22 protein-coding genes are annotated in these 23,947 nt (G+C 71.7%); 9 read left to right on the forward strand and 13 right to left on the reverse strand.

Going from position 1 to position 23,947, the window contains the following annotated elements:
• Nucleotides 1–2: 2 nt before the first annotated feature.
• From ACIQZO_RS23790 to ACIQZO_RS23800, 3 genes are read left to right on the forward strand one after another with little or no spacing between them, the layout of a single operon-like run.
• Nucleotides 3–794 (forward strand): metal ABC transporter ATP-binding protein, encoded by a 792-nt coding sequence (locus tag ACIQZO_RS23790; protein ID WP_403629326.1) that lies wholly within the window; start codon nucleotides 3–5, stop codon nucleotides 792–794.
• Entirely contained in the window at nucleotides 794–1,660 is an 867-nt protein-coding gene (locus ACIQZO_RS23795; RefSeq protein ID WP_403629328.1) for a metal ABC transporter permease, read from the forward strand. The genes ACIQZO_RS23790 and ACIQZO_RS23795 overlap by 1 nt, the downstream gene beginning before the upstream one ends.
• A 51-nt stretch (nucleotides 1,661–1,711) precedes the next feature.
• Nucleotides 1,712–2,146 carry a Fur family transcriptional regulator gene (locus tag ACIQZO_RS23800; protein ID WP_403629331.1) on the forward strand — a complete coding sequence of 145 codons (435 nt, stop codon included), beginning with the start codon at nucleotides 1,712–1,714 and terminating at the stop codon, nucleotides 2,144–2,146.
• 363 nt (nucleotides 2,147–2,509) lie between these two features.
• Here the strand turns inward: ACIQZO_RS23800 and ACIQZO_RS23805 are convergent, their stop codons facing one another.
• The 4 genes from ACIQZO_RS23805 to ACIQZO_RS23820 all read right to left on the reverse strand — a co-directional run bounded on the left by ACIQZO_RS23805 (nucleotide 2,510) and on the right by ACIQZO_RS23820 (nucleotide 6,985).
• A complete protein-coding gene (locus tag ACIQZO_RS23805; protein WP_403629333.1) occupies nucleotides 2,510–3,334 on the reverse strand; it encodes an isoprenyl transferase in 825 nt (274 codons plus the stop codon).
• An 11-nt stretch (nucleotides 3,335–3,345) separates the two neighbouring features.
• The gene (gene recO, locus ACIQZO_RS23810; protein WP_403629335.1) at nucleotides 3,346–4,092 is read right to left on the reverse strand and encodes a DNA repair protein RecO; all 747 of its coding nucleotides are present in this window, start codon (nucleotides 4,090–4,092) and stop codon (nucleotides 3,346–3,348) included.
• Between the two features lie 107 nt (nucleotides 4,093–4,199).
• Complete coding sequence (locus ACIQZO_RS23815) at nucleotides 4,200–5,693, reverse strand: nucleobase:cation symporter-2 family protein (RefSeq protein WP_403629338.1); 1,494 nt, start codon at nucleotides 5,691–5,693, stop codon at nucleotides 4,200–4,202.
• Nucleotides 5,694–6,289: 596 nt separating this feature from the next.
• A complete protein-coding gene (locus tag ACIQZO_RS23820) occupies nucleotides 6,290–6,985 on the reverse strand; it encodes a TerB family tellurite resistance protein (protein WP_403629340.1) in 696 nt (231 codons plus the stop codon).
• Between the two features lie 172 nt (nucleotides 6,986–7,157).
• Between ACIQZO_RS23820 and ACIQZO_RS23825 the strand changes: the two genes are divergently transcribed.
• Nucleotides 7,158–7,916, forward strand: a complete 759-nt coding sequence (locus tag ACIQZO_RS23825; protein WP_403629343.1) for an SDR family NAD(P)-dependent oxidoreductase — start codon at nucleotides 7,158–7,160, stop codon at nucleotides 7,914–7,916.
• Nucleotides 7,917–7,972: 56 nt separating this feature from the next.
• Here the strand turns inward: ACIQZO_RS23825 and leuA are convergent, their stop codons facing one another.
• A complete protein-coding gene (gene leuA, locus ACIQZO_RS23830) occupies nucleotides 7,973–9,736 on the reverse strand; it encodes a 2-isopropylmalate synthase (RefSeq protein ID WP_403629346.1) in 1,764 nt (587 codons plus the stop codon).
• 366 nt (nucleotides 9,737–10,102) lie between these two features.
• On the opposite strand from leuA, the gene ACIQZO_RS23835 reads away from it, so the two are divergent.
• The 4 genes from ACIQZO_RS23835 (at nucleotide 10,103) to ACIQZO_RS23850 (ending at nucleotide 13,222) form a co-directional block, all read left to right on the forward strand.
• The gene (locus ACIQZO_RS23835; RefSeq protein ID WP_403629349.1) at nucleotides 10,103–11,179 is read left to right on the forward strand and encodes a M4 family metallopeptidase; all 1,077 of its coding nucleotides are present in this window, start codon (nucleotides 10,103–10,105) and stop codon (nucleotides 11,177–11,179) included.
• A 9-nt stretch (nucleotides 11,180–11,188) separates the two neighbouring features.
• Nucleotides 11,189–11,458, forward strand: coding sequence for a protealysin inhibitor emfourin (locus ACIQZO_RS23840; protein ID WP_403629352.1), 270 nt, complete (start codon nucleotides 11,189–11,191; stop codon nucleotides 11,456–11,458).
• Between the two features lie 66 nt (nucleotides 11,459–11,524).
• Nucleotides 11,525–12,343: a GNAT family N-acetyltransferase gene (locus ACIQZO_RS23845; RefSeq protein WP_403629354.1), complete on the forward strand. Its 819-nt coding sequence runs from the start codon at nucleotides 11,525–11,527 to the stop codon at nucleotides 12,341–12,343.
• Between the two features lie 198 nt (nucleotides 12,344–12,541).
• Entirely contained in the window at nucleotides 12,542–13,222 is a 681-nt protein-coding gene (locus tag ACIQZO_RS23850; protein WP_403629356.1) for an SAM-dependent methyltransferase, read from the forward strand.
• 94 nt (nucleotides 13,223–13,316) lie between these two features.
• On the opposite strand, the gene era is transcribed toward ACIQZO_RS23850, so the two are convergent.
• The 3 genes from era to ACIQZO_RS23865 form a co-directional block, all read right to left on the reverse strand.
• Nucleotides 13,317–14,267, reverse strand: coding sequence for a GTPase Era (gene era, locus ACIQZO_RS23855; protein ID WP_327266774.1), 951 nt, complete (start codon nucleotides 14,265–14,267; stop codon nucleotides 13,317–13,319).
• A 1,049-nt stretch (nucleotides 14,268–15,316) separates the two neighbouring features.
• Nucleotides 15,317–16,612, reverse strand: a complete 1,296-nt coding sequence (locus ACIQZO_RS23860; RefSeq protein ID WP_403629473.1) for a beta-xylosidase — start codon at nucleotides 16,610–16,612, stop codon at nucleotides 15,317–15,319.
• A 116-nt stretch (nucleotides 16,613–16,728) separates the two neighbouring features.
• Complete coding sequence (locus ACIQZO_RS23865) at nucleotides 16,729–17,775, reverse strand: GlxA family transcriptional regulator (protein WP_403629359.1); 1,047 nt, start codon at nucleotides 17,773–17,775, stop codon at nucleotides 16,729–16,731.
• A 71-nt stretch (nucleotides 17,776–17,846) separates the two neighbouring features.
• On the opposite strand from ACIQZO_RS23865, the gene ACIQZO_RS23870 reads away from it, so the two are divergent.
• A complete protein-coding gene (locus tag ACIQZO_RS23870) occupies nucleotides 17,847–19,127 on the forward strand; it encodes an MFS transporter (RefSeq protein WP_403629362.1) in 1,281 nt (426 codons plus the stop codon).
• 59 nt (nucleotides 19,128–19,186) lie between these two features.
• Here ACIQZO_RS23870 and ACIQZO_RS23875 read toward each other — a convergent pair whose 3' ends face one another.
• The 5 genes from ACIQZO_RS23875 to ACIQZO_RS23895 form a co-directional block, all read right to left on the reverse strand.
• Nucleotides 19,187–19,543, reverse strand: coding sequence for a cytidine deaminase (locus tag ACIQZO_RS23875; protein WP_403629364.1), 357 nt, complete (start codon nucleotides 19,541–19,543; stop codon nucleotides 19,187–19,189).
• Between the two features lie 67 nt (nucleotides 19,544–19,610).
• The gene (locus tag ACIQZO_RS23880) at nucleotides 19,611–19,973 is read right to left on the reverse strand and encodes an MmcQ/YjbR family DNA-binding protein (protein WP_403629366.1); all 363 of its coding nucleotides are present in this window, start codon (nucleotides 19,971–19,973) and stop codon (nucleotides 19,611–19,613) included.
• Nucleotides 19,970–21,274 carry a hemolysin family protein gene (locus tag ACIQZO_RS23885; protein WP_403629369.1) on the reverse strand — a complete coding sequence of 435 codons (1,305 nt, stop codon included), beginning with the start codon at nucleotides 21,272–21,274 and terminating at the stop codon, nucleotides 19,970–19,972. The genes ACIQZO_RS23880 and ACIQZO_RS23885 overlap by 4 nt, the downstream gene beginning before the upstream one ends.
• Complete coding sequence (gene ybeY, locus ACIQZO_RS23890) at nucleotides 21,271–21,768, reverse strand: rRNA maturation RNase YbeY (protein WP_403629371.1); 498 nt, start codon at nucleotides 21,766–21,768, stop codon at nucleotides 21,271–21,273. Before ybeY ends, ACIQZO_RS23885 begins: the two co-directional genes overlap by 4 nt.
• A 13-nt stretch (nucleotides 21,769–21,781) precedes the next feature.
• Nucleotides 21,782–23,896 (reverse strand): PhoH family protein, encoded by a 2,115-nt coding sequence (locus ACIQZO_RS23895; protein ID WP_403629374.1) that lies wholly within the window; start codon nucleotides 23,894–23,896, stop codon nucleotides 21,782–21,784.
• Nucleotides 23,897–23,947: the final 51 nt, after the last annotated feature.

Below are 23,947 nucleotides of genomic sequence, written 5' to 3' on the forward strand. Positions count from 1 at the left end.
CCATGCAGTCCACGCCGGCACAGGCAGCGGACCAGCCCGTCATATCCCTGCGCGGGGCCACGGCCTCGCTCGGCTCGCGCCCCGTGCTGCGCGGCGTCGACCTCACCGTCCACCGCGGCGAGGTCGTCGCGCTGCTCGGCGCCAACGGCTCCGGCAAGTCCACGGCCGTGCGCGCCGTGGTCGGCCAGGTCCCGCTGGCCGACGGCGAGCTGTCCCTCTTCGGCACCGAGTTCAAGCGCTTCCGCTCGTGGTCGCGCATCGGGTACGTCCCGCAGCGCACCACGGCGGCCAGCGGGGTTCCCGCCACCGTCCGCGAGGTGGTCTCCGCCGGCCGGCTCGCCCGCTCCCGCTTCGGGCTCCTGCGCAAGGCCGACAAGGCCGCGGTCGAGCGCGCGCTGGCCCTGCTCGGCATGGAGCAGTACGCCTCCTCCTCGGTCGACGCCCTCTCCGGCGGCCAGCACCAGCGGGTGCTCATAGCCCGGGCGCTCGCCGTCGAACCCGAACTCCTGATCATGGACGAGCCGATGGCGGGGGTGGACCTCGCCAACCAGGAGGTTCTCGCGAACGCCCTGCGCGAGCAGAAGGCCCTCGGCACCACCCTCCTCCTCGTCCTGCACGAGCTGGGCCCGCTGGAGCCCCTGATCGACCGGGCCGTCGTCCTGCGCGACGGCTGCGTGGTCCACGACGGCCCGCCCCCGGAGGCCGTGGGTCAGCACGCGCTGCCCGGCCACGACCACGTACACCCCCACGCGGCGCACGGCGCCGAGCCCCTGCGGACGGGACTGCTGAGCTGATGGACCTCCTCGAATACGCCTTCATGCAGCGGGCCCTGATCGCGGCCGCCATCGTCGGGCTCACCGCGCCCGCGATCGGCACGTACCTCGTCCAGCGCCGCCAGGCGGTCATGGGCGACGGCATCGGCCACGTGGCCACCACCGGTGTCGGCCTCGGCTTCCTGCTGAACACCAGCCCGGTGTGGATGGCCTCCCTCGTCGCCGTCGTCGGCGCGGTGGGCATGGAGCACATCCGCTCGCGCGGCAAGACCAGCGGCGACATCGCGCTCGCCATGCTGTTCTACGGCGGCCTGGCCGGCGGCGTCATGATCATCAACATGGCCGGCGGCTCCACCGCGACCCTGTCCAGCTACCTCTTCGGCGGCATCACCACCGTCGCGCCGGAGGACGTCTGGGCCGCGGTGCTCCTCGCCGTCTTCGTACTCGGCGTCACCGTCGGCCTGCGCCGCCAGCTGTTCGCCATCAGCCAGGACGAGGAGTTCGCCCGGGTCACCGGCATGCCGGTGCGCGCGCTGAACCTCCTGATGGCCGTCACGGCCGCCCTCACCGTCACGGTGGCGATGCGGATCGTGGGCCTGCTGCTGGTCAGCGCCATGATGGTGATCCCCGTCGCGGCCGCCCAGCGGGTCACCCGGGGCTTCGCAGCGACGCTGTCGCTGGCCATGCTGATCGGCGTCCTGGTCTCGCTCAGCGGCGTGACCGCCACCTACTACCTCGACGCACCCTCCGGCGCGGCCATCGTGCTGCTCGCCATCGCCGTCTTCGTCGTGATGACGGCCCTGTCGGCGCCGCTGGCCAGGCGCCGGGCCAAGGCGGCCCGCGCCGCCACCGAAGAGGTCTGCACGAGGGACGATGTGAAGGTCTAGAAAGGTCGGCCGCCTGGCACAATGGGCCGAGGCCGATACGAGGAGGAACCGGTGGCGACTGCGCCTGGCGAGATGAATACCGCGCCAGTACGAGGACGATCCACCCGGCAGCGGGCCGCGGTCGCGGCGGCGCTGGACGAGGTGGACGAGTTCCGCAGCGCCCAGGAACTCCACGACATGCTCAAGCACCGTGGCGACTCCGTGGGCCTGACCACCGTCTACCGCACTCTCCAGTCGCTCGCGGACGCCGGCGAGGTCGACGTCCTGCGCACCAGCGACGGCGAGTCCGTCTACCGCCGCTGTTCCACCGGCGATCACCACCACCACCTGGTGTGCCGCAAGTGCGGCAAGGCGGTCGAGGTGGAGGGTCCGGCCGTGGAGAAGTGGGCGGAGTCCATCGCGGCCGAGCACGGCTACGTGAACGTGGCGCACACGGTGGAGATCTTCGGCACCTGCGCCGACTGCGCGGCGGCCGCCTCGGTCTAGGCCGGCCGCCCGGCCCGGCCGGGGACCGGGCCGCTGGAGCCGGCGCAGGTGTGCGTCCAGGAGGGCGCGCAGGTCGTCGGCGTCGGCCGGGGCCTTGATTCCCCGCTCGGGCAGGACCGTCACGGCCACCGCCCCCTTGTCTCGCTCAGCAGGACGAAGGCGTCGGCCGTCCACGTACCTCGGCTGCGCGGCCCAGCCGACGCGCGACTCGCAGGACGCCGCCGTCAGCCGGACTCCCGAGCCGTCGACGACGGCCCGGGTCTCCCCCGACTTCTCCAGCAGCCCCCGGAAGGCCCGTGCCTGGAGCCGCGGACCGAACAGGGTGATCACCCACAGCAGCACGCCGGCGGCCACGCACCCGTGTCAGGCGGAGGTGCCCGGTTCCGACTGGTTCGGCACCGCCCCGCCGAAGCGGCGGTCGCGCTGCGCGTACTCCAGGCAGGCCGCCCACAGGTTGCGGCGGTCGAAGTCCGGCCACAGCACGTCCTGGAAGACCATCTCGGCGTACGCGCTCTGCCAGAGCAGGTAGTTGGACGTGCGCTGCTCGCCGCTGGGGCGCAGGAAGAGGTCCACGTCCGGCATGTCCGGGTAGTACATGTACTTCGCGAAGGTCTTCTCGTTCACCTTCGACGGGTCCAGCCTGCCCGCCGCGACATCGCGGGCGATGGCCTGCGCCGCGTCCGCGATCTCCGCGCGGCCGCCGTAGTTGACGCAGAAGTACAGGGTCATCGCGTCGTTGTCGACGGTCTGCTCCTGTGCGATCTGGAGCTCCTGGACGACCGACTTCCACATCTTCGGCATGCGGCCGACCCAGCGGATACGGATGCCGAGCTCGTTCATCTCGTCGCGGCGGCGGCGGATGACATCGCGGTTGAAGTTCATCAGGAAGCGGACCTCGTCGGGCGAGCGCTTCCAGTTCTCCGTCGAGAAGGCGTACAGGGAGAGGTTCTTGACGCCCATCTCCAGGCAGCCCTTGAGCACGTCGAGCACCACGCCCTCGCCGACCTTGTGGCCCTCGGTACGCGGCAGACCTCGCTCCTTGGCCCAGCGGCCGTTGCCGTCCATGACGACCGCTACGTGGTTCGGGACCAGCTCGCCGGGGATCTTCGGCGGGCGCTCACCGGACGGAAGCGGCTCGGGAACCTTGTACTCGCGGCGAGAGCGCCCCAGAATCCCGCGTCGTGCCATGTGTCCAGCTCCTATTTCTCGACGTATCGCAGGGAGCGCAGCCCGCGCTCCAGATGCCAGTGCAGATAGGCGGAGACCAGCCCGCTACCCTCCCGCACGTGACGCGCCTCACACGCGTCGGCATGCCCCCAGTCGCCCGTCAGCAGGGCGCTGAGCAGGGCGATGGCCTCAGACGAGGGTACGACGCTGCCGGGCACCCGGCAGTCCCCGCATATCACCCCGCCCGCGGCGATGGAGAAGTGCCGGTTGGGTCCGTGGATGCCGCACTTCGCGCAGTCCTCGAAGCTGGGCGCATAGCCGTTGACGGCCAGCGAGCGCAGCAGGAAGGCGTCGAGGATGAGGTTCGCTTCGTGCTCGCCGCGCGAGAGGGTGCGCAGGGCTCCGACGAGCAGCAGGTACTGCTGCACGGCGGGCTCGCCCTCGTTCTCGGTGAACCGCTCGGCGGTCTCCAGCATCGCGGTGCCGGCGGTGTAGCGGGCGTAGTCGGTGACGATGCCGCTGCCGTACGGGGCGATGATCTCGGTCTGGGTGCAGAGCGGCAGGCTGCGGCCGATCAGCTCGCTGCCGCGCGCGAAGAACTGCACGTCGGCGTGGGAGAAAGGTTCCAGCCGGGCACCGAATTTGGACTTGGTACGCCGGACCCCGCGGGCGACGGCCCGCACCCGGCCGTGGCCGCGGGTCAGCAGCGTGATGATGCGGTCCGCCTCACCCAGCTTCTGGGTGCGCAGCACGATGCCGTCGTCGCGGAACAGACTCATGCGCCCATTGTCCCGTACGGCGGCGGGAGCGCGGGCAGCGTGTCACCGCGGGGACGGCAGCGACCCCGGCCGGGCCCGGGGCCCGGCCGGGGTCCCCCTCGGGAGGGTCAGGAGGCCGGCGTCCGGGCTGCTTCGCCCTCGCCCGACCTGTCCGGTGCGGCTGCTGCGCAGTCCGCGTCGTCCGCGGTGTCCCCGCCCGCCGCGACCTGGGCGGGCAGTTCGACCTTGGGGACGTCGTGGGCGCCTTCCTTGCCCAGGCCGTTGAAGACCAGGTTGAGGGCGATGGCGGCCGTGGCACCCAGCGTCACACCGCTGTTGAGCAGGGAGGACAGGTCCGGGTCCATGTGCTTGGTGAACAAGACCGGGACGGTCGCGGGGAGCAGGGCGAAGGCGAGGGAGACGCCGACGATCAGCGCGTTCTTCTCCTCCTTGAGGTCCACCTTGGCCAGGGTCTGGATGCCGGCCAGGGCGACCATGGCGAACATGACGGTCGCGGCGCCGCCGAGGACCCCGTGCGGGACGGCGGCGACGATCGCGGCGGCCTTGGGCAGCAGACCCAGGATGATCATGAAGACACCCGCGGCGACGACCACGAACCGGCTCTTCACCTTCGTCATCCGCACCAGGCCGACGTTCTCGGCGAAGGCCACGTACGGGAAGGAGTTGAGGACACCGCCGAGGGCGGTCGCCGCGCCGTCGGCACGCAGGGCGCGGGCCACGGTCTCGCTGTCGACCTCCTTGCCGACGATGTCGCCGACGGCGTAGGTGTCACCGGTCGTCTCGACCATGGTGATCAGCATGACGATGAGCATCAGGACGATCGGGAACCACTCGAACTTCGGGGCGCCGAAGTGGAAGGGGGTGGTGACGCCGATCCACTCGGAGTTGCTCACGTCGCCGAACTTGGCGTCTCCGAGGAGGAAGGCGACGGTGGTGCCGACGACCAGGCCGAGGAGGATCGAGATGCTGGACAGGAACGGCTTTCCGATCTTCATCAGGATCAGGATGAAGAGCATCGTGCCGCCGGCGTAGGCGAAGTTCTTCGGGTCTCCGAAGCCGGGGCTGCCGAGGCCGCCGGCCGCGTCGTTGAGGCCGACCGGGATCAGGACGATGCCCAGGACGGTGATCACCGTGCCGGTGACGACCGGCGGGAACAGCCGCATGACGGTCCGGAACGCCTTGGCCGGCAGCCAGGCGAAGGCGAAGGTGGCGATACCGGCGGTGATCACCGCGCCGTAGATGACCAGGAGTGCGGCGGTGCCGCCTCCGGCACCGAGCCCGATGGCGATCATCGGGGAGACCGCGGTGAAGGTCACGCCCTGGATCAGTGGCAGTCGGGCACCGATCCGGCCTATGCCCCAGGCCTGGATGATCGAGGCGATACCGCAGGTGAAGAGGTCCGCGTTGATCAGGTAGACGAGCTGTTCAGGGCTCAGCTTCAGCGCGTTGCCGACGATGATCGGAACGATCACCGCGCCGGCGTAGAAGGCGAGTACGTGCTGGAAGCCGTACAGCGCGAGCTTGGGGAGGGGGAGCACCTCGTCGACCGGGTGCGTGCTCCGCTCTCCGTCGGTGGAAAGCCGGGCGGCGACACGTGCCATCTCAGCCTTGCCCTTCAAGGTAGGTAAGTGAGAGGAGATCTGGTTGTCCCTGGGCGCAGTGGGTCGCTAACCCGTTGGTACGCCAGGGTTGTCAGTGCGTTCACGTCGAGGTGAATCGAAGCCGCGCTGTGTTAACGGCGCCGTCTTGTCGTGTGACCGGAATTGAACGCCTGTGGGGGGCCTCACAGGTATCGTCGACTTCGACAAACTGTTGACGCTCACGGCTGCTCGATCTGGAGGTTTCTCCAGTGGTGCGGATCCCTCGGCGGGGGTATGCGCACGGCGACCCGGAGCGCGACGCTCCTTCCCCACGACCGCGCAGTGCGCCCATCCTGACGTGCGGGTATGTGGTTTGCGGCCCTTCAGGCAGGCAAGGTCGAAGGCGCTGTTCCGGGCGTCCGACTGGTGGACAGACCGGGCATGAAAGAGGCGTCCGCGCCCTTCAACACGGCGTTCGGGCGTCCCGAAATCAGCCTCGTGAGGCCGGATCGTTACGTCACGGAAGGCCGATTCGGCCGGATCGGGGCCGCCGGACGGACACGAACGGGCCCTGCGCCGCTTGCTCGCGCAGGGCCCGTTCGTGTCCGATCCGGGCCTTAGGGCGCACGCACCGCCGACAGCAGCCGGGCCACCTCGTCCGTGTCGATCCGCAGCGCCGCGCCGATCGTGGCGAGCACCTCGCGCTCGGCCGGGGTGTACGGGCCGTCCGCGAGCGCGATACGGGCCCCCTGGAGCAGGATCGATTCACGACCCGGGCCGGCCAGGTGCGGGGCCAGCGGCTCCAGGGCCTCGTGCAGCTCTATCGACAGCGCCGCCCCGCAGCACTCCGGGACGTCGTACAGCCCGAGCCGGCCCTCGTCCGTGGACAGCGCCTCCACGAGGGACTCCAGCTGCTCCTCGGTGCAGTCCTGGAAGCCCGCGGCCCGTACGGCGCCCACCGCGGCCTCCAGCGCGCTGCGCGAGGTCGTCCCGCCCGCGGTGAGCACGGCGAGCGCCACGGTGTGCACGGCGTCGCGCAGGAGGGCCGTGAAGCGGGTCGTGGTGAGGTGGTCCAGGACGTCGGTGTCGAAGCGGGCGCGGCAGCCCTGGCACTCGATGACGGGCCCGTCCTGCCCGCGGGGCAGCAGCGGCACCCCGAGGACGGTGAACCGGCGTCGTCCGGTGCGCCGGCGGTAGTTGCGGTCGCCACCGCAGGCCGGGCAGAAGAACTCCCCGTCGCCCACGGTGCTCCAGGTGGTACGGGTGCCCCAGACCGTCAGCTTCCGGCCGTCCCCACCCCGAACTGGCAGCACGTCGCACCTCCGTAACCTTCCGGCAACATCGCCGGGTGGGCGTGATGTTAGCCACATCAGTGAGGATGCGTCAGTCGTGTGACAAGACAACATGTGCCGGGGCCGCGGACTTGGCCGGTCTGCGCCCCCGGCGTCCCCCGGGGCCCGACCCGCTCCCTCTAGGGTTCGCCGCATGAACGAGAAGTCCTGTCTGGTCACCGGCGCCGCGAGCGGGATCGGCCGGGCCACCGCCCTGCTGCTGGCCCGCTCGGGGGCCCGGGTGACCGCGGCCGACATCAATGCCTCCGGGGTCGAGGCCCTGCGTACGGAACTGGCCGCCGAGGGGTACGCGATCACCGCGGTCGCCGGTGACGTCGCCGATCCGGAGGCCAATCGAGCGATGGTGGCCGCGGCGGTCCGGGCGTACGGACGCCTGGACGTCGCCGTGGCGAACGCCGGGGTGCTCCCGCTCTCCGACGTACGGGAGACCAGCCCCGAGGACTGGGACCACGTCATGGCGGTCGACGGTCGCGGCATGTTCCTGACCTGCAAGTACGCCATCGAGGCGATGACCGCGCAGCCGCGGCCCGGCGGGGCTCTGGTCTGCGTGTCCTCGATCTCGGGAGTGGCCGGCCAGGCGCGCCAGGCCGCGTACGGACCCGCGAAGTTCGTGGCGTCGGGGCTGACCAAGCACCTCGCGGTGGAGTGGGCCGCGCACGGGATCCGGGTCAACGCGGTGGCACCGGGAACCATCCGTACGGAGCGGGTGATCGCGCTGCGGGACGAGCCGGGCGGGCCGGAGTACCTGTCGCAGATGGCGGGGGCGCACCCGATGGGGCGGCTCGGCGAGCCGGAGGAGGTGGCCCGGGTCATCGCCTTCCTGGCCTCGGACGCGGCCTCGTTCGTGACGGGCGCGATCCTGCCGGTGGACGGCGGCTACCTGGCTCGCTGAACGACGCGGCCCCGCCCCCTTCGGCCGGGAAGGGGGCGGGGCTCACGTACGGGGGATCAGCGGCCCGCGCGGTTGACGGCGGAGATGACCGCCTTCAGGGAGGCGCGGGTGGTGTTGGCGTCGATACCGATGCCCCACAGGACACGGCCGTCGATGGCGCACTCGATGTACGAGGCGGCCACGGCGGAGGCGCCCTCGCTCATGGTGTGCTCGGTGTAGTCCAGCAGGCGGGCGTCGATGCCGATGCCGGCCAGCGCGTCGAAGAAGGCCGAGATCGGACCGTTGCCGGTGCCGTCCAGGACCGCCTCCACGCCGTCCACGACCGCCTCGACGGTCAGGGTGTCCGTGCCGTCCTTGTCGGTCGCGGTGGAACCGGAGCGCAGCTGGACTCGGCCCCACGGGTTCTCGGGGTTGGGCAGGTACTCGTCCTCGAAGACCGACCAGATCGCCTTCGGCGTGACCTCTCCGCCCTCGGAGTCGGTCTTGGCCTGGATGATCCGGGAGAACTCGATCTGCATCCGGCGCGGCAGGTCCAGCTTGTGGTCGTTCTTCAGGACGTAGGCGATGCCGCCCTTGCCGGACTGCGAGTTGACGCGGATGACCGCCTCGTAGGACCGGCCGACGTCCTTCGGGTCGATGGGCAGGTACGGAACGGCCCACTCGATGTCGTCGACGGTCTTGCCCCGGGCGGCCGCGTCGGCCTCCATGGCGTCGAAGCCCTTCTTGATGGCGTCCTGGTGGGAGCCGGAGAAGGCGGTGTAGACGAGGTCGCCCGCGTAGGGGTGGCGCGGGTGGACTTCCATCTGGTTGCAGTACTCGCTGGTGCGACGGATCTCGTCGATCTGCGAGAAGTCGATCTGCGGGTCGATGCCCTGGGAGAACAGGTTCATGCCCAGGGTGATCAGGTCGACGTTGCCGGTGCGCTCGCCCTGCCCGAACAGGCAGCCCTCGATGCGGTCGGCGCCGGCCATCAGGGCCAGTTCGGCGGCGGCCACGGCGGTGCCGCGGTCGTTGTGCGGGTGGACGGAGATGCAGATGTGCTCGCGGCGGGTCAGGTTGCGGCCCATCCACTCGAAGCGGTCCGCGTGCGTGGACGGCGTCGAGCGCTCCACGGTGGCGGGCAGGTTCAGGATGATCTCGCGGCCCTCGGCCGGCTGCCAGACGTCGCAGACGGCCTCGCAGACCTCGAGGGCGAAGTCCAGCTCGGTGTCGGTGAAGATCTCCGGGCTGTACTGGTAGCCGAAGGTGGTCTCCGGACCCAGCAGCTTCTCGGCGTACTCCATGACCAGGCGGGTGCCGTCGACGGCGATCTGCTTGATCTGCTCCTTGGAGCCGCGGAAGACGACCCGGCGGAAGGTCGGGGCGGTCGCGTTGTACAGGTGGACGGTGGCGCGCTTGGCGCCGACCACCGACTCCACGGTCCGCTCGATCAGGTCCTCGCGGGCCTGGGTCAGTACGGAGATGGTCACGTCGTCCGGGATCGCGCCCTCTTCGATGATGGAGCGCACGAAGGCGAAGTCGGTCTCGCCGGAGGAGGGGAAGCCGACCTCGATCTCCTTGTAGCCCATGCGCACCAGCAGGTCGAACATCTCGCGCTTGCGGGCGGGGGTCATCGGGTCGATCAGCGACTGGTTTCCGTCGCGCAGGTCGGTGGAGAGCCAGCGGGGGGCCTTGGTGACGCGGGCGCCCGGCCAGGTGCGGTCCGGGATGTCCACCTGCTCGTACTGTCCGTACTTGTGGATCGGCATCCCGGAGGACTGCTGGGTGTGGGTCGCGTTCGTGATGGGCGTGGGGCGACCGACAAAAGGCTGCTGGCTCATGGCGTTGGGCTCCTCGCGTGTCCGCGTGTAGTTCGCTGGGACGGCCGACGGCGGTAGTGAAAACCGCAACACCGAACTCCGCGGGGAGGGGGTCGGCCTACGACTACAGACCCTCGCCGCGGCGGCTAAGGAGAAGCAGCCCGAAACGCATGATGGACCGAGCCTAGCCGAGCCGCGCCGTGTCGCGAGGACCTGTTTCAGTATGCAAGACCCGAGGGTCCGATTTGCCCTAAATGTGAGCCAAACCTCGTTTCATCCCATCACGTCAGGATGTTCCGTCAATCCAGCGTTACCGCTTTCAGACAAGTGAATGAATCATGGTCGCAGCTAGTGACAGCACCATGACGCACTGCCACATTGCCGGGCATGGATGCCTCCCACGCTCACCGCCATCACCCCGTCTTCTGCACCGTCGTACCGCCGCACCTCCTCGACAAGGCCGCCCGGTCCGCGGACGCCCGCCGCGCCGACCTCGCCCAGCGCACCCTCGAACGCGACTCCCTGCTGCGCACCCGGCGCCGGGTCACCGCCGTCCGCGGGATCGTCCCCGCCCTCGCCGTGCCGGTCTCCGACGAACCGGACCGGACGATCTACGACGCCCAGCACCGCACCCGGCTGCCCGGGAGGAAGGTGCGCGGGGAGGGCGGCCCGCTGAGCAAGGACGCCACGGTCAACCGCGCGTACGCGGGACTCGGGGCCACCTACGAACTGTTCCTGAAGGGCTTCGGGCGGCGCTCGATCGACGACTCCGGTCTCGCCCTGGACGCGACCGTCCACTACGGCGAGGAGTACAACAACGCCTTCTGGGACGGCCAGCAGATGGTCTTCGGCGACGGGGACGGGGACCTCTTCCTCGACTTCACCGTGTCGGTGGACGTCATCGGGCACGAGCTGACCCACGGGGTCACCCAGTACACGGCCAACCTGACCTACCACGGGCAGTCCGGCGCCCTGAACGAGTCGATGTCGGACGTCTTCGGCTCGCTGATCAAGCAGTACTCCCTGGAGCAGACCGCCGAGCAGGCCGACTGGCTGATCGGGGCCGGGCTGCTGGGCCCCGATGTCACGGGGGTGGCGCTGCGCTCCATGAAGGCGCCCGGCACCGCGTACGACGACGACGAGCTCGGCAAGGACCCGCAGCCGGGCACCATGGACGACTACGTGAACACCCACAGCGACAACGGCGGGGTCCACATCAACTCGGGCATCCCCAACCACGCCTTCTACATCGTGGCGACCGAGCTGGGCGGCAAGGCCTGGGAGCGGGCCGGGCAGATCTGGTACGACGCCCTGACCGGCGGGGAGCTCGCCGAGAACGCGGACTTCGCGGACTTCGCCAGGCTCTCGACGGCCGCGGCCGTGACCCGGTACGGCGACGGCGGCGCCGAGCACCAGGCGCTCCAGAAGGCGTGGTCCGCCGTGGGCGTCCCGCTCGCGGGGTAGAGAGCTCCCATGCGGATTCAGGTGGTACGGACGGGCGGCTTCGCGGGCATCGAACGGCGGGCCGAGGTGGACACCTCCGGCCGGCCGGACGAGGACGAGTGGCAGGCCCTGGCCCGGCTCGCGCTGCGGCCCGCTCCGCCGGGCGACCCGGCGGACCGGGTCCGGGACGGCTTCTCGTACCGGATCACGGTGGACGGGCGGACGGTGGCCTGCGCGGAGCCGAACCTCACGGAGGCCCAGCGGGCGCTGATCTCGCGGGTCTTGAAGGAGGGCGCCTGAGCGTGTGGCCGTGAGCGGCGCCGGAATGGGGGTGCCCGGGCGGCGCCGCTTTGTTTGGATGGCCGGATGACTGACCACATGATCGATTCGCCGCTGTCCGAGCTGGAGCGGTACTACGACACGGTGCCGCGGGTGGGTGGGGCCCGCGCCGAGGACTTCGGCGCGCTGACCCTGTTCGTCCAGGAGGGCGCGGGCTGGCCGTACTACGCGCGGCCCGCGCTCGGCGGCCCCGCCGCGACCGCGGCCGACGTGCGACGGGTCCTGGAGCGACAGCGGGAACTGAAGGTGCCCGAGGCCTTCGAGTGGGTGGCCGAAAACAGCCCCTCGCTGCGGGCCGCGGCGGAGGCGGCGGGACTCCATGTCCACGCGCACCCCCTGATGGTGCTGGACCCCTCGACCCGCGCCCTTCCCCCGCACCCGGAGGTGCGACTGCTCGACGCGGAAGACCCGCTGCTGATCGCCGCGGTGACCGTCCCGGCCCTGGCCTTCGCGGACCCGGGCACGGCGGTCGGCGAGGCCGGCCCCGCGGAGCTGGCGGCGGCGATGGCGCAGCCCTCGGCCGAGGAGGGCCGTGCCCGGGTGTCCGCGAAGCTGGCGGCGGGCACCGCGACCATGGCCGCGGCCGTACGGGGCGGCGTGGTGCTCTGCTCGGGCCTGTACAACCCGGTCGGGGACGTGGTGGAGGTCGTGGCCGTCGGCACCCTCCCGTCGGCCCGCCGCCAGGGCCTGGCCCTCGCCGTGACGGCCGCGCTCGTCGCGCGGGCCCGGGCGCGCGGGGCCCGTACGGTCTTCCTCTCGGCCGGCGACGAGGACGTGGCACGCGTCTACGGCCGCATCGGCTTCCGCCGGGTGGGCACCGCCCTGATCGCCGAGCCCCCGGAGTGATCCGCCCGCTCGGGGGTGGCCCGCGCCGCTGACCGCGGCCGAGGGCGGCCGCACCTGCTGGGGGACCGGACCGGGGCAGGTGGGCGCAGTGCCCGCTCCGCCCGGCCCCTGTTTGCCGGAACGGCAACAGGGTTTGCCCCCGCGGGCGGGTCGGGCGGAGCATCGGCCGTACCGGCACCCGTACTGGAAGAGGGACCCATGACCGAGCACGCCCACACGCACGCGCACGCGCACTCCCACGACCACCCCGCGGACGCGCCGCCCGCGGGCGAGGAGTTCTGGGACGGCCGCTACGGGGAGAGCGACCGCATCTGGAGCGGCGAGGCCAACGCGATGCTGGTGCGCGAGGTGTCCGACCTCGCTCCGGGACGGGCCCTCGACCTCGGCTGCGGGGAGGGCGGCGACGCCGTCTGGCTGGCCCGCCGCGGGTGGACCGTCACCGGGACGGACATCTCCGGGGTCGCCCTCGGCCGGGCCGCCGAGCACGCGGCGGACGCCGGGGTCGCCGAGCGCGTCACCTTCGCGCGGTACGACCTGACGGAGTCCTTCCCGGCGGGCGAGTTCGACCTCGTCTCCGCGTGCTTCCTGCACAACTACGGGGACTTCCCGCGCGACGCGATCCTGCGCGCGGCCGCCTCGGCCGTGGCCCCGGGCGGCACCCTGCTGGTGGTCGGCCACGCGGGCTGGGCGCCGTGGCAGGAGGAGCGGGAGGAAGCCCACTTCCCCACGCCCGAGGACGTCCTCGCGCAGCTGAAGCCGGTCACGGCGGGCTGGGAGGTGCTGCGGGCCGAGGAGTCCGAGCGGATCCAGCAGCAGCCCGACGGTACTCCGGGGACCCGTACGGACAATGTGGTGCGGGTGCGCCGACCCGCCGCGTAGCCGGACGAAGCGACCGACGACGCACGGACGCGGCCCCCGAGCGGGGGCCGCGTCCGTGCGTCGTCGTCGTGTCGTGCGCTCGCGCTGTCGTCCGTCAGAAGCCGAGCTTGCGCAGCTGCTTGGGGTCCCGCTGCCAGTCCTTGGCGACCTTCACGTGCAGGTCGAGGAAGACCGGGGTGCCGAGCAGCGCCTCGATGTGCTTGCGCGACTTCATCCCGACCTCCTTCAGGCGGGAGCCCTTCGGGCCGATGATGATGCCCTTCTGGCTCGGCCGCTCGATGTAGACGTTGGCGTGGATGTCGAGCAGCGGGCGGTCCGCCGGACGGTTCTCGCGCGGAATCATCTCCTCGACGACCACGGCGATGGAGTGCGGGAGCTCGTCCCGTACGCCCTCGAGCGCGGCCTCGCGGATCAGCTCCGCGACCATGACCATCTCGGGCTCGTCGGTGAGGTCGCCCTCCGGGTACAGCGGCGGGCTCTCCGGCAGCAGCGGCGCGATCAGGTCGGCCAGCAGCTGGACCTGGGTGTCGCCGACCGCCGAGACGGGAACGATCTCGGCCCACTCGAAACCGAGCTCCTCGGCGAGCCGGTGCACGGCGATGAGCTGCTCGCCCACCACCTTGGACTCGACCAGGTCGGTCTTGGTGATGATGGCGATCTTGGGGGTCTTCTTGATCCCCGCCAGCTCCTTGGCGATGAACTTGTCGCCGGGGCCGAGCTTCTGGTCGGCCGGCAGGCAGAAGCCGATGACGTCGACCTCGGCCCAGGTGGTCCGTACGACGTCGTTGAGGCGCTCGCCGAGCAGGGTGCGCGGCTTGTGCAGGCCGGGCGTGTCGACGAGGACGAGCTGGGCGTCGGGGCGGTGCACGATGCCGCGGACGGTGTGGCGGGTGGTCTGCGGCCGGTTGGAGGTGATCGCGACCTTGGTGCCCACGAGTGCGTTGGTGAGGGTCGACTTCCCCGCGTTGGGGCGGCCGACGAAGCAGGCGAACCCCGCACGGTGCGGGGCGGTGGACTCGGGGGAACGATCGCTCATACGGGCCATTCTCCCCGATGCGGCTCCCAGCGCCGACCAGATCACCGCAGCGAGGGCCGGCAGGGCCGTCGGCGAGGGGTGATCGGCGAGGTCCGCACGGCCCTGAGCTGTGGTTCCGTCCACTCGGGCGCGCACGGTGACCTCGGCCCATTCCGTTCTGGTCGCGCCCTCCCAACGGGCTCCGAGCCGTACTTCCTGACCCGGCAGCAGCTCGGCGGGCACCCCGCCCAGCTCGCGGTCGAGGAGCCGGCGTCCGAGCAGGCCGGTGGCGGCGAGGGCGACGCGCGGGCGGAGGGTGACATTGCCGATGTTGTGGAGCGTGTACGAGATCTCCGCCCCGGAGCCGCGGCGGTTCACGCTGACCCCGCGGACGACGAGGGCGGGGGCGGTGGGGCCGGTCACCCGCAGGTACAGCCGGGCGGCGACGGCCTGCTGGACGCCGATCCCGCCGCCGGTGGCGGCTGCGGCCGGCCGCTCCTCCAGGGCCACGACCGCGCCCGGGTGGTCCCCCGGCTCCGCCCGGTCGGGGACGGTGAGGGTGAAGCCGACGGCGACCGACCCCCGGGCCGGTACGGTCACCCGCTCCCGGTCGAGCCTCGCCCACGCGGCGGTGGCCAGCCGCGGCTCGTCGGGCCCGCGCACGGCGAACCCGCCGTCGCGGGCGGCGTTGTGGGCGTCGGCGGCGTAGAGCCGGAAGGTGCGGGGCCGGTCGGTGCGGTTGGTGACGATGACGGCGTCGGTGACGGCCTGGCCGGGGGCTGCGGCGAGGTAGAAGCAGGGCCGCTGCCCGACGGCGTTCGCGACGGGCAGGACGGACCACTGCCCGTCGTCCGCCGCCTCTGCCGTCCCGGCGGGCCCGAAGATGACGACCCCGCCGAGCAGGAGGACCGCCGCTGCGCGAAGCCGTCCCCGCCCCGCCCTTTCGCCGTTTCCCGGGCTCTGCCCGGACCCGGTCCGTAACCGCCGGACGGGCTGAAATACAGCCCCTCCGGCGTTTGAGGCGCGGGGTGCGGGGCGGAGCCCCGGGACACGGAGGAGGAGTCGTCCTGTCCGCCCCGTCACGACAGGGTCAGGGTCAGGACCGCCGTGTACGCGCCCGGCGGGGTGTACGGCGGCACCTGGAGGGTGACCGTGGCGTCGATGGTGAAGGTGCCGCCGACCAGCGGGCCGTCGGGGGTGGAGGCGAGGAGTGCCCCGTCGGGACCGACAACGCCCGCGCTGCCCGCCGTACAGACGCTCCGGCTGCCCTCGGCCGCCACGCACTTCGGCGTCCAGGACAGGGACGCGCCCGGGATGCGGATCCCGCCGGGTCCGGTGAAGTCGCTGACCTTGCCGATCAGGGACCAGCCGGCCGGACCGCCGCGGGCGTCCGTGACGGTGACCGTCCCGATCCGGCCGGGGGCGGCGCCCCCGTCGCCGTAGGGGACGGCGCCGAGGGTGATGTCCTCGCCCGCCTGGGTCATGCCGAGCGCGCCCGGCTCGACGGTGGCCGTGACCTCGCGGGTACGGGAGGACGGCGGCGGGATGGCGTCGATGACCGTGTACGCGGCCGGGCCCGAGCCCTTGCCCGCCGACCAGGCGGCGCCCTCGTAGGCGATCACCGCGGTGGTGGCCCGGTCCGTGACCGGCAGCTCGACCCGGGCCGTGCCCAGCGCGTCGGCGGTGGCACGCACCCGGTCGGCGGTCTCGGCGGCGCCGGCCCGGCCGGCCACCGTGACGGCCGCGCCGGGCGGGAAGCCGACGGCGGTGACCTCGACCCGGTCGCCCGGTCCGCCGTGGGCCGCGCCGGGGAAGACGCTGCGCAGGTTGGCCGTGGGCAGTGCGGCCGCGGTCAGGCGTGCGGAGACGGGCGTGGGGGACTCCGGGTCCGCGGTGCAGGTGGTCTCGAGGTCCAGGGAGTGGCTGGTGTGGAGGGTGTAGCTGCCCGGGGCCAGGGTGGTCTCGCCGGGCGCGGTGACGGTGAAGGTGCCGGTCATGGTGACGGCCGGGAGGGGCGCACCCGCGGGGACGGGGTCGTTGCGCTTGGCCCCGACCACGGTGACCTCACCGTTCTGGGCGCCCCCCAGGAGGATCCGGCCGGTGGGGGTGAGCGCGTCGGCGGGGAGTTCGGCGCCGACCGGGTTCAGGGCCGGGGTGCGGAGCACCTGGTAGGTGACGGTGACGGTGTCGCCGACCTGCGGGGCGGGATGGTCGACGGTGATCCGGGCGGTGGTCGGCCCGTCCGCGGGCGGCAGCCCGGCCTCCTGGGGCGCCGGGCAATGGGTGGGGAAGTCCACCTGGCCGGGGGGCGTCTCCCCCTCGGCCGCGGCGGGCGCGCTCAGGGCGCCCCCGGTCGTGGCGGCCAGCACGGCCATGCCGACGGCCGCCGACCATCTCCGCTTGCGCACCCCTGTTCGCACTGCCCGCCCCCTGGGTTCCCTCGCGCCGCGCCCTGCGCAGGGGGTCATTCACGAGCGGGGGGCGGGAGAAGTCAATGCACGGGTCCGGCATCAACTGATGGCCCATCAGGAGATGGCGGGGTGCCCGCCGGCCCCGTCGCGGCTGCCGTGCGGAAGGTGCGGCGGTAGGCGGTCGGGCTCACTCCCAAGGCCGCCCGCACGTGCTTGCGCAGCGACTGGGCCGTGCCGAAGCCGCTGTCCCGCGCGACCTGCTCCATCGGCAGCTCCGTCTGCTCCAGCAGCTGCCGGGCCCGCTCCACCCGCCGGCCGACGATCCACTGACCGGGACTGACGCCCGACTCCTCACGGAACCGGCGCGTGAAGGTCCGTACCGACATGACCTCCTGCCGGGCCAGGTCGGTCAGCCGGAGCGGCTCGTGGAGCCGGTCCAGCACCCACGCGCGGGCCGCCGTGGTCGTGGCGAGCTGCGGCTCGGGCATCGGGCGTGCGACGAACTGCGCCTGCCCGCCCTCCCGGTGGGGCGGTACGACGGTCCGCCGGGCCACCTCGTTGGCGATGGCCGTGCCGTGGTCGCGGCGCACGATGTGCAGGCACAGGTCGACGCCGGCGGCGACCCCGGCCGAGGTCAGCACGTCCCCGTCGTCGGTGTAGAGCACGTCCGGGTCGACCCGGACGGCCGGGAAGAGCCGCTGGAAGTGCTCGGCCGAGGCCCAGTGGGTGGCGGCGGGGCGCCCGTCGAGGAACCCGGCGGCGGCCAGCACGTACCCGCCCGTGCAGATGGAGACGAGCCGGGTGCCGGGCCGGATGTGGGCGAGGGCCGCCGCGAGCTCGTCGGTCAGCGTGCCCTCCTCGTGCACCGGGCCCAGTTCGTACGAGGCCGGCACCACGACCGTGTCGGCCGTGGCCAGCAGTTCGGGGCCGTGCTCGACGTGGATCGCGAAGTCGGCGTCCGTGCGCACCGGCCCGGGGGCGAGTCCGCACGTGAGGATCTCGTACAGCGGCCGCCCGGCCGGGTCCTCGGCCCGCCCGAAGATCCGGTGCGGGATGCCGAGCTCGAAGGGCAGCAGCCCGGTGAGCGCGAGGACGACGACCCGATGCGCCTGCTTCCGCGACTCCATGGCCCGATCGTAGCGAAGCATGACAGTCAAGCCACTTTCGTACGGTCCCCCGCCGGCCGGAAGCTGTCCGCGTGCCCCAGACAGCCCCCGCCTCCACGGCCCCCGCGCGCGCCCCACAACGGCCCGCCCGCATCCACCGCGCCTGGTTCGTCGCCGCCGTCGCCTTCGTGACGATCATCGGCGCGGCCGGCTTCGCCTCCCTGCCCGGACTGCTCATCGAGGCGCTGCACGCGGAGTTCGACTGGTCGCGCGGCACCATCGGCTTCGCCGTCTCGGTCAACCTCGCGCTGTACGGGCTCACCGCACCCTTCGCCGCGGCCCTGATGGACCGCTTCGGCATCCGCCTGGTCGTGGCCCTGGCCCTGCTCGTCATCGCCTCGGGCTCGATGGCCACGGTGTGGATGACCGAGCCCTGGCAGCTCGTGCTGTTCTGGGGCGTCCTCGTGGGGCTGGGCAGCGGCTCCATGGCCCTGGCCTTCGCGGCGACGGTGACCAACCGCTGGTTCACCGCCCGGCGCGGCCTGGTGACCGGCATCCTGACCGCGGCCGGCGCCTCCGGCCAGCTGGTCTTCCTGCCGCTGCTGGCCTGGCTGGTCGACCACCACGGCTGGCGCCCGGCGACGGTGACGGTCTCCCTGGCGGCGCTGGCCGTGTCCCCCTTCGTATGGCTGCTGATGCGCGACCACCCGGCGGACGTGGGGCTCGCGCCGTACGGCGGCGCCTACGCGCCGAAGCCGGACCCGACCCCGGGCGCGACCCGGCGCGCGCTGAAGGTGCTCCTCGACGCGGCCCGCACCGGCCCGTTCTGGCTACTGGCTGGCACCTTCGCGATCTGCGGGGCCTCGACGAACGGCCTGGTCAAGACCCACTTCGTGCCCGCCGCCCACGACCACGGCATGCCGGTGACGGCGGCCGCGGGGCTGCTGGCGGTGGTCGGCGTGTTCGACGTGATCGGCACGGTGGCCTCCGGCTGGTTCACGGACCGCTTCGACTCCCGGCGGCTGCTGGCCGTCTACTACGCCCTGCGCGGGCTCTCGCTGCTCTTCCTGCCGATGCTGCTGGCGCCGTCGGTACGGCCGCCGCTGCTCTTCTTCATCGTCTTCTACGGCCTGGACTGGGTCGCGACCGTCCCGCCGACGATCGCGCTGTGCCGGGAGCACTACGGGGACGACGGCGCGATCGTCTTCGGCTGGGTCCTGGCCTCGCACCAGCTCGGCGCGGCGGTGGTGGCCTTCCTGGGTGGCCTGGTCCGCGACCTCACCGGCTCGTACGACGTCGTCTGGTACGCCTCGGGCGCGCTGTGCGCGGTGGCCGCACTGATGGCGATGACCATCCACCGCCGCCACCTCTAGCCCTGGCGGCCCGGGCGCATTAAGCCCCGCCGGCGAGGCTGGAGTTGCCCGCCGGGAGGCTACGGGCCGGCCGGGGTGGTGGACTTCAGGGTGCCGTCCGGGGCCGCCAGGAGGACCGGGGTGTCCGGGCCGCCGAGGTCCCGCACCGCCGCGCGATCGGCGTCGGCCGGCGCGTCGGCCGCGCTGACGACCGCCGCCGCCTCCAGCGACCGCGCCCCGCTCGCCACCGCCATCGCGACCGCCGTCCGCAGCGCGCTCAGCTTCAGCGAGTCGAGCTCCACCGTCCCGGCGACGTACGTGCGGCCCGTCTCGTCGCGCACCGCCGCCCCCTCGGGCACCCCGTTACGGGCCCGGGCGCTGCGCGCCAGCGTGATGATCTTGCTGTCCTCGGGGTCGATCCCGGTGCTGTCGGTCATGGGCGAAAGCATAGGGAGCGCCCCCGCACCCCCGCGCGACCACCCCGCCGCCAAGCCGAGGGCACCGCTACGGCCGGTCCAGCCGCAGCCGCTCCGCCTTCGGCAGGCCCGCGACCACCAGGTCGTACGAGTCCTCCACCAGCTCCCGCACCAGCCGGTCCGGCAGGCCGCCCGGCCCGCCCACCGTCACGGTGTTCCAGTGCCGCTTGTTCATGTGGTAGCCCGGCTCGATCGCCTCGTGCTCCTCACGCAGCCGCACCGCCAGCTCCGGGTCGCACTTGAGATTGACCTTGAGCGGCTCCGCGTCGAGCGCCGACAGCGCGAACACCTTGCCCAGCACCTTGAACACCGAGATCTCCGGCGTGAAGGGGAATTCCTCCACCGCCGCGTTGAAGCCCAGACAGAACGCGCGCAGCTGCTCCGAGGTCATTCCCCCTCCTCCCCCGCGGCCTCCGCCGCGGCCACCGGCTCCACCAGTACCGTCACGATCTTGTTCCGCCGCCCGGCCGGGGACTCGGCCGTCAGTCGCAGCGGACGCCCGTCCGGCAGTTCCACCACGGAGGAGGCGCCCGCGATCGGCACCCGGCCCAGCGCCTTCGCCAGGAGTCCGCCGACCGTCTCCACGTCCTCGTCGTCGAAGGCCTCGACCTTGAACAGCTCGCCGAGGTCGGTGATGTCCAGTCGCGCGGTGACCCGGTAGCGGTCCTCGCCCAGGTGCTCGACCGGCGGGAGTTCCCGGTCGTACTCGTCGGTGATCTCGCCGACGATCTCTTCCAGGATGTCCTCGATGGTGACGATGCCGGCCGTGCCGCCGTACTCGTCGATGACGACGGCCACGTGGTTGCGCACCTGCTGCATCTCGCGCAGCAGATCGCCCGCGTTCTTGGTGTCCGGCACGAAGACGGCCGACCGCATCGCGGTCGAGACCAGGTCGGCCTCCGCCTCCCGGCTGATGTGCGTCTTGCGGACCAGGTCCTTCAGGTAGACGATCCCGACTATGTCGTCCTCGTTCTCCCCGGTCACGGGGATGCGGGAGAAGCCGGACCGCAGCGCGAGCGTCGTCGCCTGACGGACCGTCTTGTACCGCTCGATGCAGACCAGGTCGGTGCGCGGCACCATCACCTCGCGCACCAGCGTGTCGCCGAGCTCGAAGACCTGGTGCACCATCCGGCGCTCGTCGTCCTCGATCAGCGATTCCCGCTCCGCGAGGTCCACCATCGCGCGCAGCTCGGCCTCGGAGGCGAACGGCCCCTTGCGGAAGCCCTTCCCTGGCGTGAGCGCGTTGCCGATGAGGATCAGCAGCTGCGGGATCGGTCCCATGATCCTGGCCAGCGGTACGAGGACGTACGCGGCCGCCGTCGCCGTGTTCAGCGGGTGCTGGCGGCCGATCGTACGCGGGGACACGCCCACGGCGACGAAGGAGACGAGCACCATGACGGCGATGGCCACGAGCAGCGCGGTCCAGTTCTCGCCGAACTCGTCGAGGCAGACGTAGGTGACGAGCACCCCGGCGGCCATCTCGCAGGTGACCCTGACCAGCAGGGCCACATTGAGGTAGCGGGTGGGGTCGCCGGCGACCTGGGCGAGCTTCTCGCTCCCGCGCCGGCCCTCCCGTACGGCCTGCTCGGCCCGGAAGCTCGAGATGCGGGCGATGCCGGATTCGGCGCACGCGGCGAACCAGGCCACCACCACCAGCAGGACGGCCCCGGTGATCAGTTGCGGCGCGTTCACGAGACGGTCGGAGCCGGGGACGGACCGGTCACGCCGCGCTCGCCGCGCCAGCCGTCGACGATGGCCGCCTGGAGGCCGAACATCTCGGCCTTCTCGTCCGGCTCCTCGTGGTCGTAGCCGAGCAGGTGCAGCACTCCGTGGACGGTCAGGAGCTGGAGCTCCTCGTCCATGGAGTGCTGCGTCGGGGCTTCCTCACCCTGCCTCTTGGCGACCTCGGGACACAGCACGATGTCACCGAGGAGCCCCTGCGGGGCCTCCTCGTCGTCCTTGGTCGGCGGACGGAGCTCGTCCATCGGGAAGGACATGACGTCGGTCGGACCGGGCAGATCCATCCACTGGATGTGGAGCTGCTCCATGGCATCCTCGTCGATGACGATGACGGAGAGCTCGGAGAGCGGGTGGATCCGCATCCGGGTGAGCGCGTAGCGGGCGATGTCGAGGATCGCCTGCTCGTCGACCTCGGTTCCGGACTCGTTGTTGACGTCGATCGACATGGTGCGCTGGGTTCTACTTCCGTGGATGGCCGTTCGAGGCCTGCTGGCTGTCGTCGTACTTCTCGTACGCGTCGACGATACGGCCGACCAGCTTGTGGCGGACGACATCCTCGGACGTGAGCCGCGAGAAGTGGACGTCCGGGACCCCTTCGAGGATCTTCTGGACCTCCCGCAGACCGCTCTTGGCGCCACCCGGCAGGTCGATCTGCGTGACGTCACCGGTGACGACGATCTTCGAGTCGAAGCCGAGCCGGGTCAGGAACATCTTCATCTGCTCGGCGGTCGTGTTCTGCGCCTCGTCGAGGACGACGAACGCCTCATTGAGCGTGTTGTGCGTCAGCAGGTAGTCCTGCGTCACGTACAGCGAGTCCTCGGCGGCCACCTGGATACACACCGACTCTTCTCGGCCCGCGGGCTCGATGGAGTCGATGAAGCGCATCGGCCTGCCGCCCCCACCGGCCGCCAGGTATGTGTCCCGCTTGCGGGTCAGGCGGAAGGGCTGGATGTCCTCGGGGAGCCGGATGTCGACGACGTGCGCGTCATGCCGGTGTGCGGCGATGGCAGTGCCTTGCACCCCGCCCTCTGCCGTGCGCCGTCGGGTGTGGGCCACGCCGCCGAGCGACTGGACGAGAGCGATCACGTCGTCCCGCAGGACGATCGAGGTAGTGGAGTACTGGATCCGGCAGGTACGGTCCCGCTGGGTGACCGGGACTCCGTCGGAGTCGAGCAGGCCTTGGAGTACCGCGAGGCGGACATCCGCCGTGTTGAACAGGTAGTCGTCCGGTACGAACTCGGAGTGCGAACGGCTGCCGAGCAGATCCGGTTCCCGCATCACCCGAGTGACCGGGTTCTCGAGAGTGACCGCGTCACCGGGCGACTTCACCCGGTTCAGGACATAGTCGGGACCGCCCCGGTGACGTGCGGCCACTCCAGGAAGGGCTGCCTCCAGGGCGCGGACCAGCTCCTCGTCCTCTGTGGAGAAGCACGGCGTGGTGGAGCCGGTGAGGCACCCGTCGCCGAGCAGCAGACCAAGCGCGTACGGGTCCATGGGGACCTCGCGCTCGGGGAAGGCGACGGGAGCGGTGAGCATCGGCAGTTCGTAACGGCGGGCGTGCGCCGCACGAAGGTTGCCGATCATCTCCTTGGTTTCCAGGACCCGCCACGGCTCGTCGCGGCGCTCGTCCGAGGCGGTACGGACCGTCCACAGGTGTTCACCGCAGCACAGCGTCGAGGAACCGTCCTGGGCCGATAGCCGGTAGATATCCTTCTCGCCCTGCGGGTACACGCCGAGGACCGGGGTCGGCTCGCCGTTCGAACCGATGACCAGATCGCCCACCTCAAGGTCACCGATGGCGCGCCAGCCGTCTGGCGTCAGCACCTTGGTGAAGACTGGGTGCGCTCTTCCACGCATGTATGCCAGCGGTGCCACCTCGATCGTGCCCGCCGCCATCAGCCGCGGGATCGAGTCGGGGTCGATCATGTCGTGCAGCGCGTCGTAGAGCGGGCGCAGGTACGGGTCGATCTTGTCGAAGAGGGTGCCCGGCAGGAAGCCGAGCCGCTCCCCCGCCTCGACGGCCGGCCGGGTCAGGATGATCCGGCTGACCTGCTTGGACTGGAGGGCCTGCACGGCCTTGGCCATGGCGAGGTAGGTCTTGCCGGTACCGGCGGGGCCGATGCCGAAGACGATCGTGTTCTTGTCGATCGCGTCGACGTACCGCTTCTGGTTCAGGGTCTTGGGCCTGATGGTGCGGCCACGGCTGGAGAGGATGTTCTGGGTGAGCACCTCCGCGGGCGTTTCGGCGGGCCCGTCGCCGTTGCCGTTGCCGCTGGCCTTGAGCATGGCGATCGAGCGTTCCACCGCGTCCTCCGTCATCGGCTGCCCGGTGCGGAGCACCAGCATCATCTCGTCGAAAAGCCGCTGGATCAGAGCGACTTCGACCGCTTCGCCGATCGCGCTGACCTGATTGCCCCGAACATGGATGTCGGCCTTCGGGAAGGCCTTCTCGATCACGCGCAACAGGGCGTCACCCGAGCCGAGCACGGTCACCATCGGATGCGTGGCCGGAACGGTGAAGTGGGCTCGCGCCTGCCCCGGCGCGGGGATGTGGGCTGTGGGTGTCTGAGTCATGGGCCGGCACTGTGGCCTGCGCACACCTCCCGCTGAGGGGCCGCGCCGATC

The organism is Streptomyces sp. NPDC097617, from assembly GCF_044761485.1.
Classification (GTDB): Bacteria; Actinomycetota; Actinomycetes; order Streptomycetales; family Streptomycetaceae; genus Streptomyces.

Excerpts from the sequence above, each read along its gene's own strand:
- ACIQZO_RS23790 (WP_403629326.1), top strand. The coding sequence starts at position 3 with ATGCAGTCCACGCCGGCACAGGCAGCGGACCAGCCCGTCATATCCCTG.
- ACIQZO_RS23795 (WP_403629328.1), top strand. The coding sequence starts at position 794 with ATGGACCTCCTCGAATACGCCTTCATGCAGCGGGCCCTGATCGCGGCC.
- ACIQZO_RS23865 (WP_403629359.1), bottom strand. The coding sequence starts at position 17,775 with ATGGAGTCGCGGAAGCAGGCGCATCGGGTCGTCGTCCTCGCGCTCACC.
- ACIQZO_RS23875 (WP_403629364.1), bottom strand. The coding sequence starts at position 19,543 with ATGACCGACAGCACCGGGATCGACCCCGAGGACAGCAAGATCATCACG.
- ACIQZO_RS23860 (WP_403629473.1), bottom strand. The coding sequence starts at position 16,612 with ATGGCCGTGCTGGCCGCCACGACCGGGGGCGCCCTGAGCGCGCCCGCC.
- ACIQZO_RS23825 (WP_403629343.1), top strand. The coding sequence starts at position 7,158 with ATGAACGAGAAGTCCTGTCTGGTCACCGGCGCCGCGAGCGGGATCGGC.
- era (WP_327266774.1), bottom strand. The coding sequence starts at position 14,267 with ATGGCCCGTATGAGCGATCGTTCCCCCGAGTCCACCGCCCCGCACCGT.
- recO (WP_403629335.1), bottom strand. The coding sequence starts at position 4,092 with ATGAGTCTGTTCCGCGACGACGGCATCGTGCTGCGCACCCAGAAGCTG.
- ACIQZO_RS23835 (WP_403629349.1), top strand. The coding sequence starts at position 10,103 with ATGGATGCCTCCCACGCTCACCGCCATCACCCCGTCTTCTGCACCGTC.
- ACIQZO_RS23815 (WP_403629338.1), bottom strand. The coding sequence starts at position 5,693 with ATGGCACGTGTCGCCGCCCGGCTTTCCACCGACGGAGAGCGGAGCACG.
- ACIQZO_RS23845 (WP_403629354.1), top strand. The coding sequence starts at position 11,525 with ATGACTGACCACATGATCGATTCGCCGCTGTCCGAGCTGGAGCGGTAC.
- ACIQZO_RS23850 (WP_403629356.1), top strand. The coding sequence starts at position 12,542 with ATGACCGAGCACGCCCACACGCACGCGCACGCGCACTCCCACGACCAC.
- ACIQZO_RS23805 (WP_403629333.1), bottom strand. The coding sequence starts at position 3,334 with ATGGCACGACGCGGGATTCTGGGGCGCTCTCGCCGCGAGTACAAGGTT.
- ybeY (WP_403629371.1), bottom strand. The coding sequence starts at position 21,768 with ATGTCGATCGACGTCAACAACGAGTCCGGAACCGAGGTCGACGAGCAG.
- ACIQZO_RS23840 (WP_403629352.1), top strand. The coding sequence starts at position 11,189 with ATGCGGATTCAGGTGGTACGGACGGGCGGCTTCGCGGGCATCGAACGG.
- ACIQZO_RS23895 (WP_403629374.1), bottom strand. The coding sequence starts at position 23,896 with ATGACTCAGACACCCACAGCCCACATCCCCGCGCCGGGGCAGGCGCGA.
- leuA (WP_403629346.1), bottom strand. The coding sequence starts at position 9,736 with ATGAGCCAGCAGCCTTTTGTCGGTCGCCCCACGCCCATCACGAACGCG.
- ACIQZO_RS23880 (WP_403629366.1), bottom strand. The coding sequence starts at position 19,973 with ATGACCTCGGAGCAGCTGCGCGCGTTCTGTCTGGGCTTCAACGCGGCG.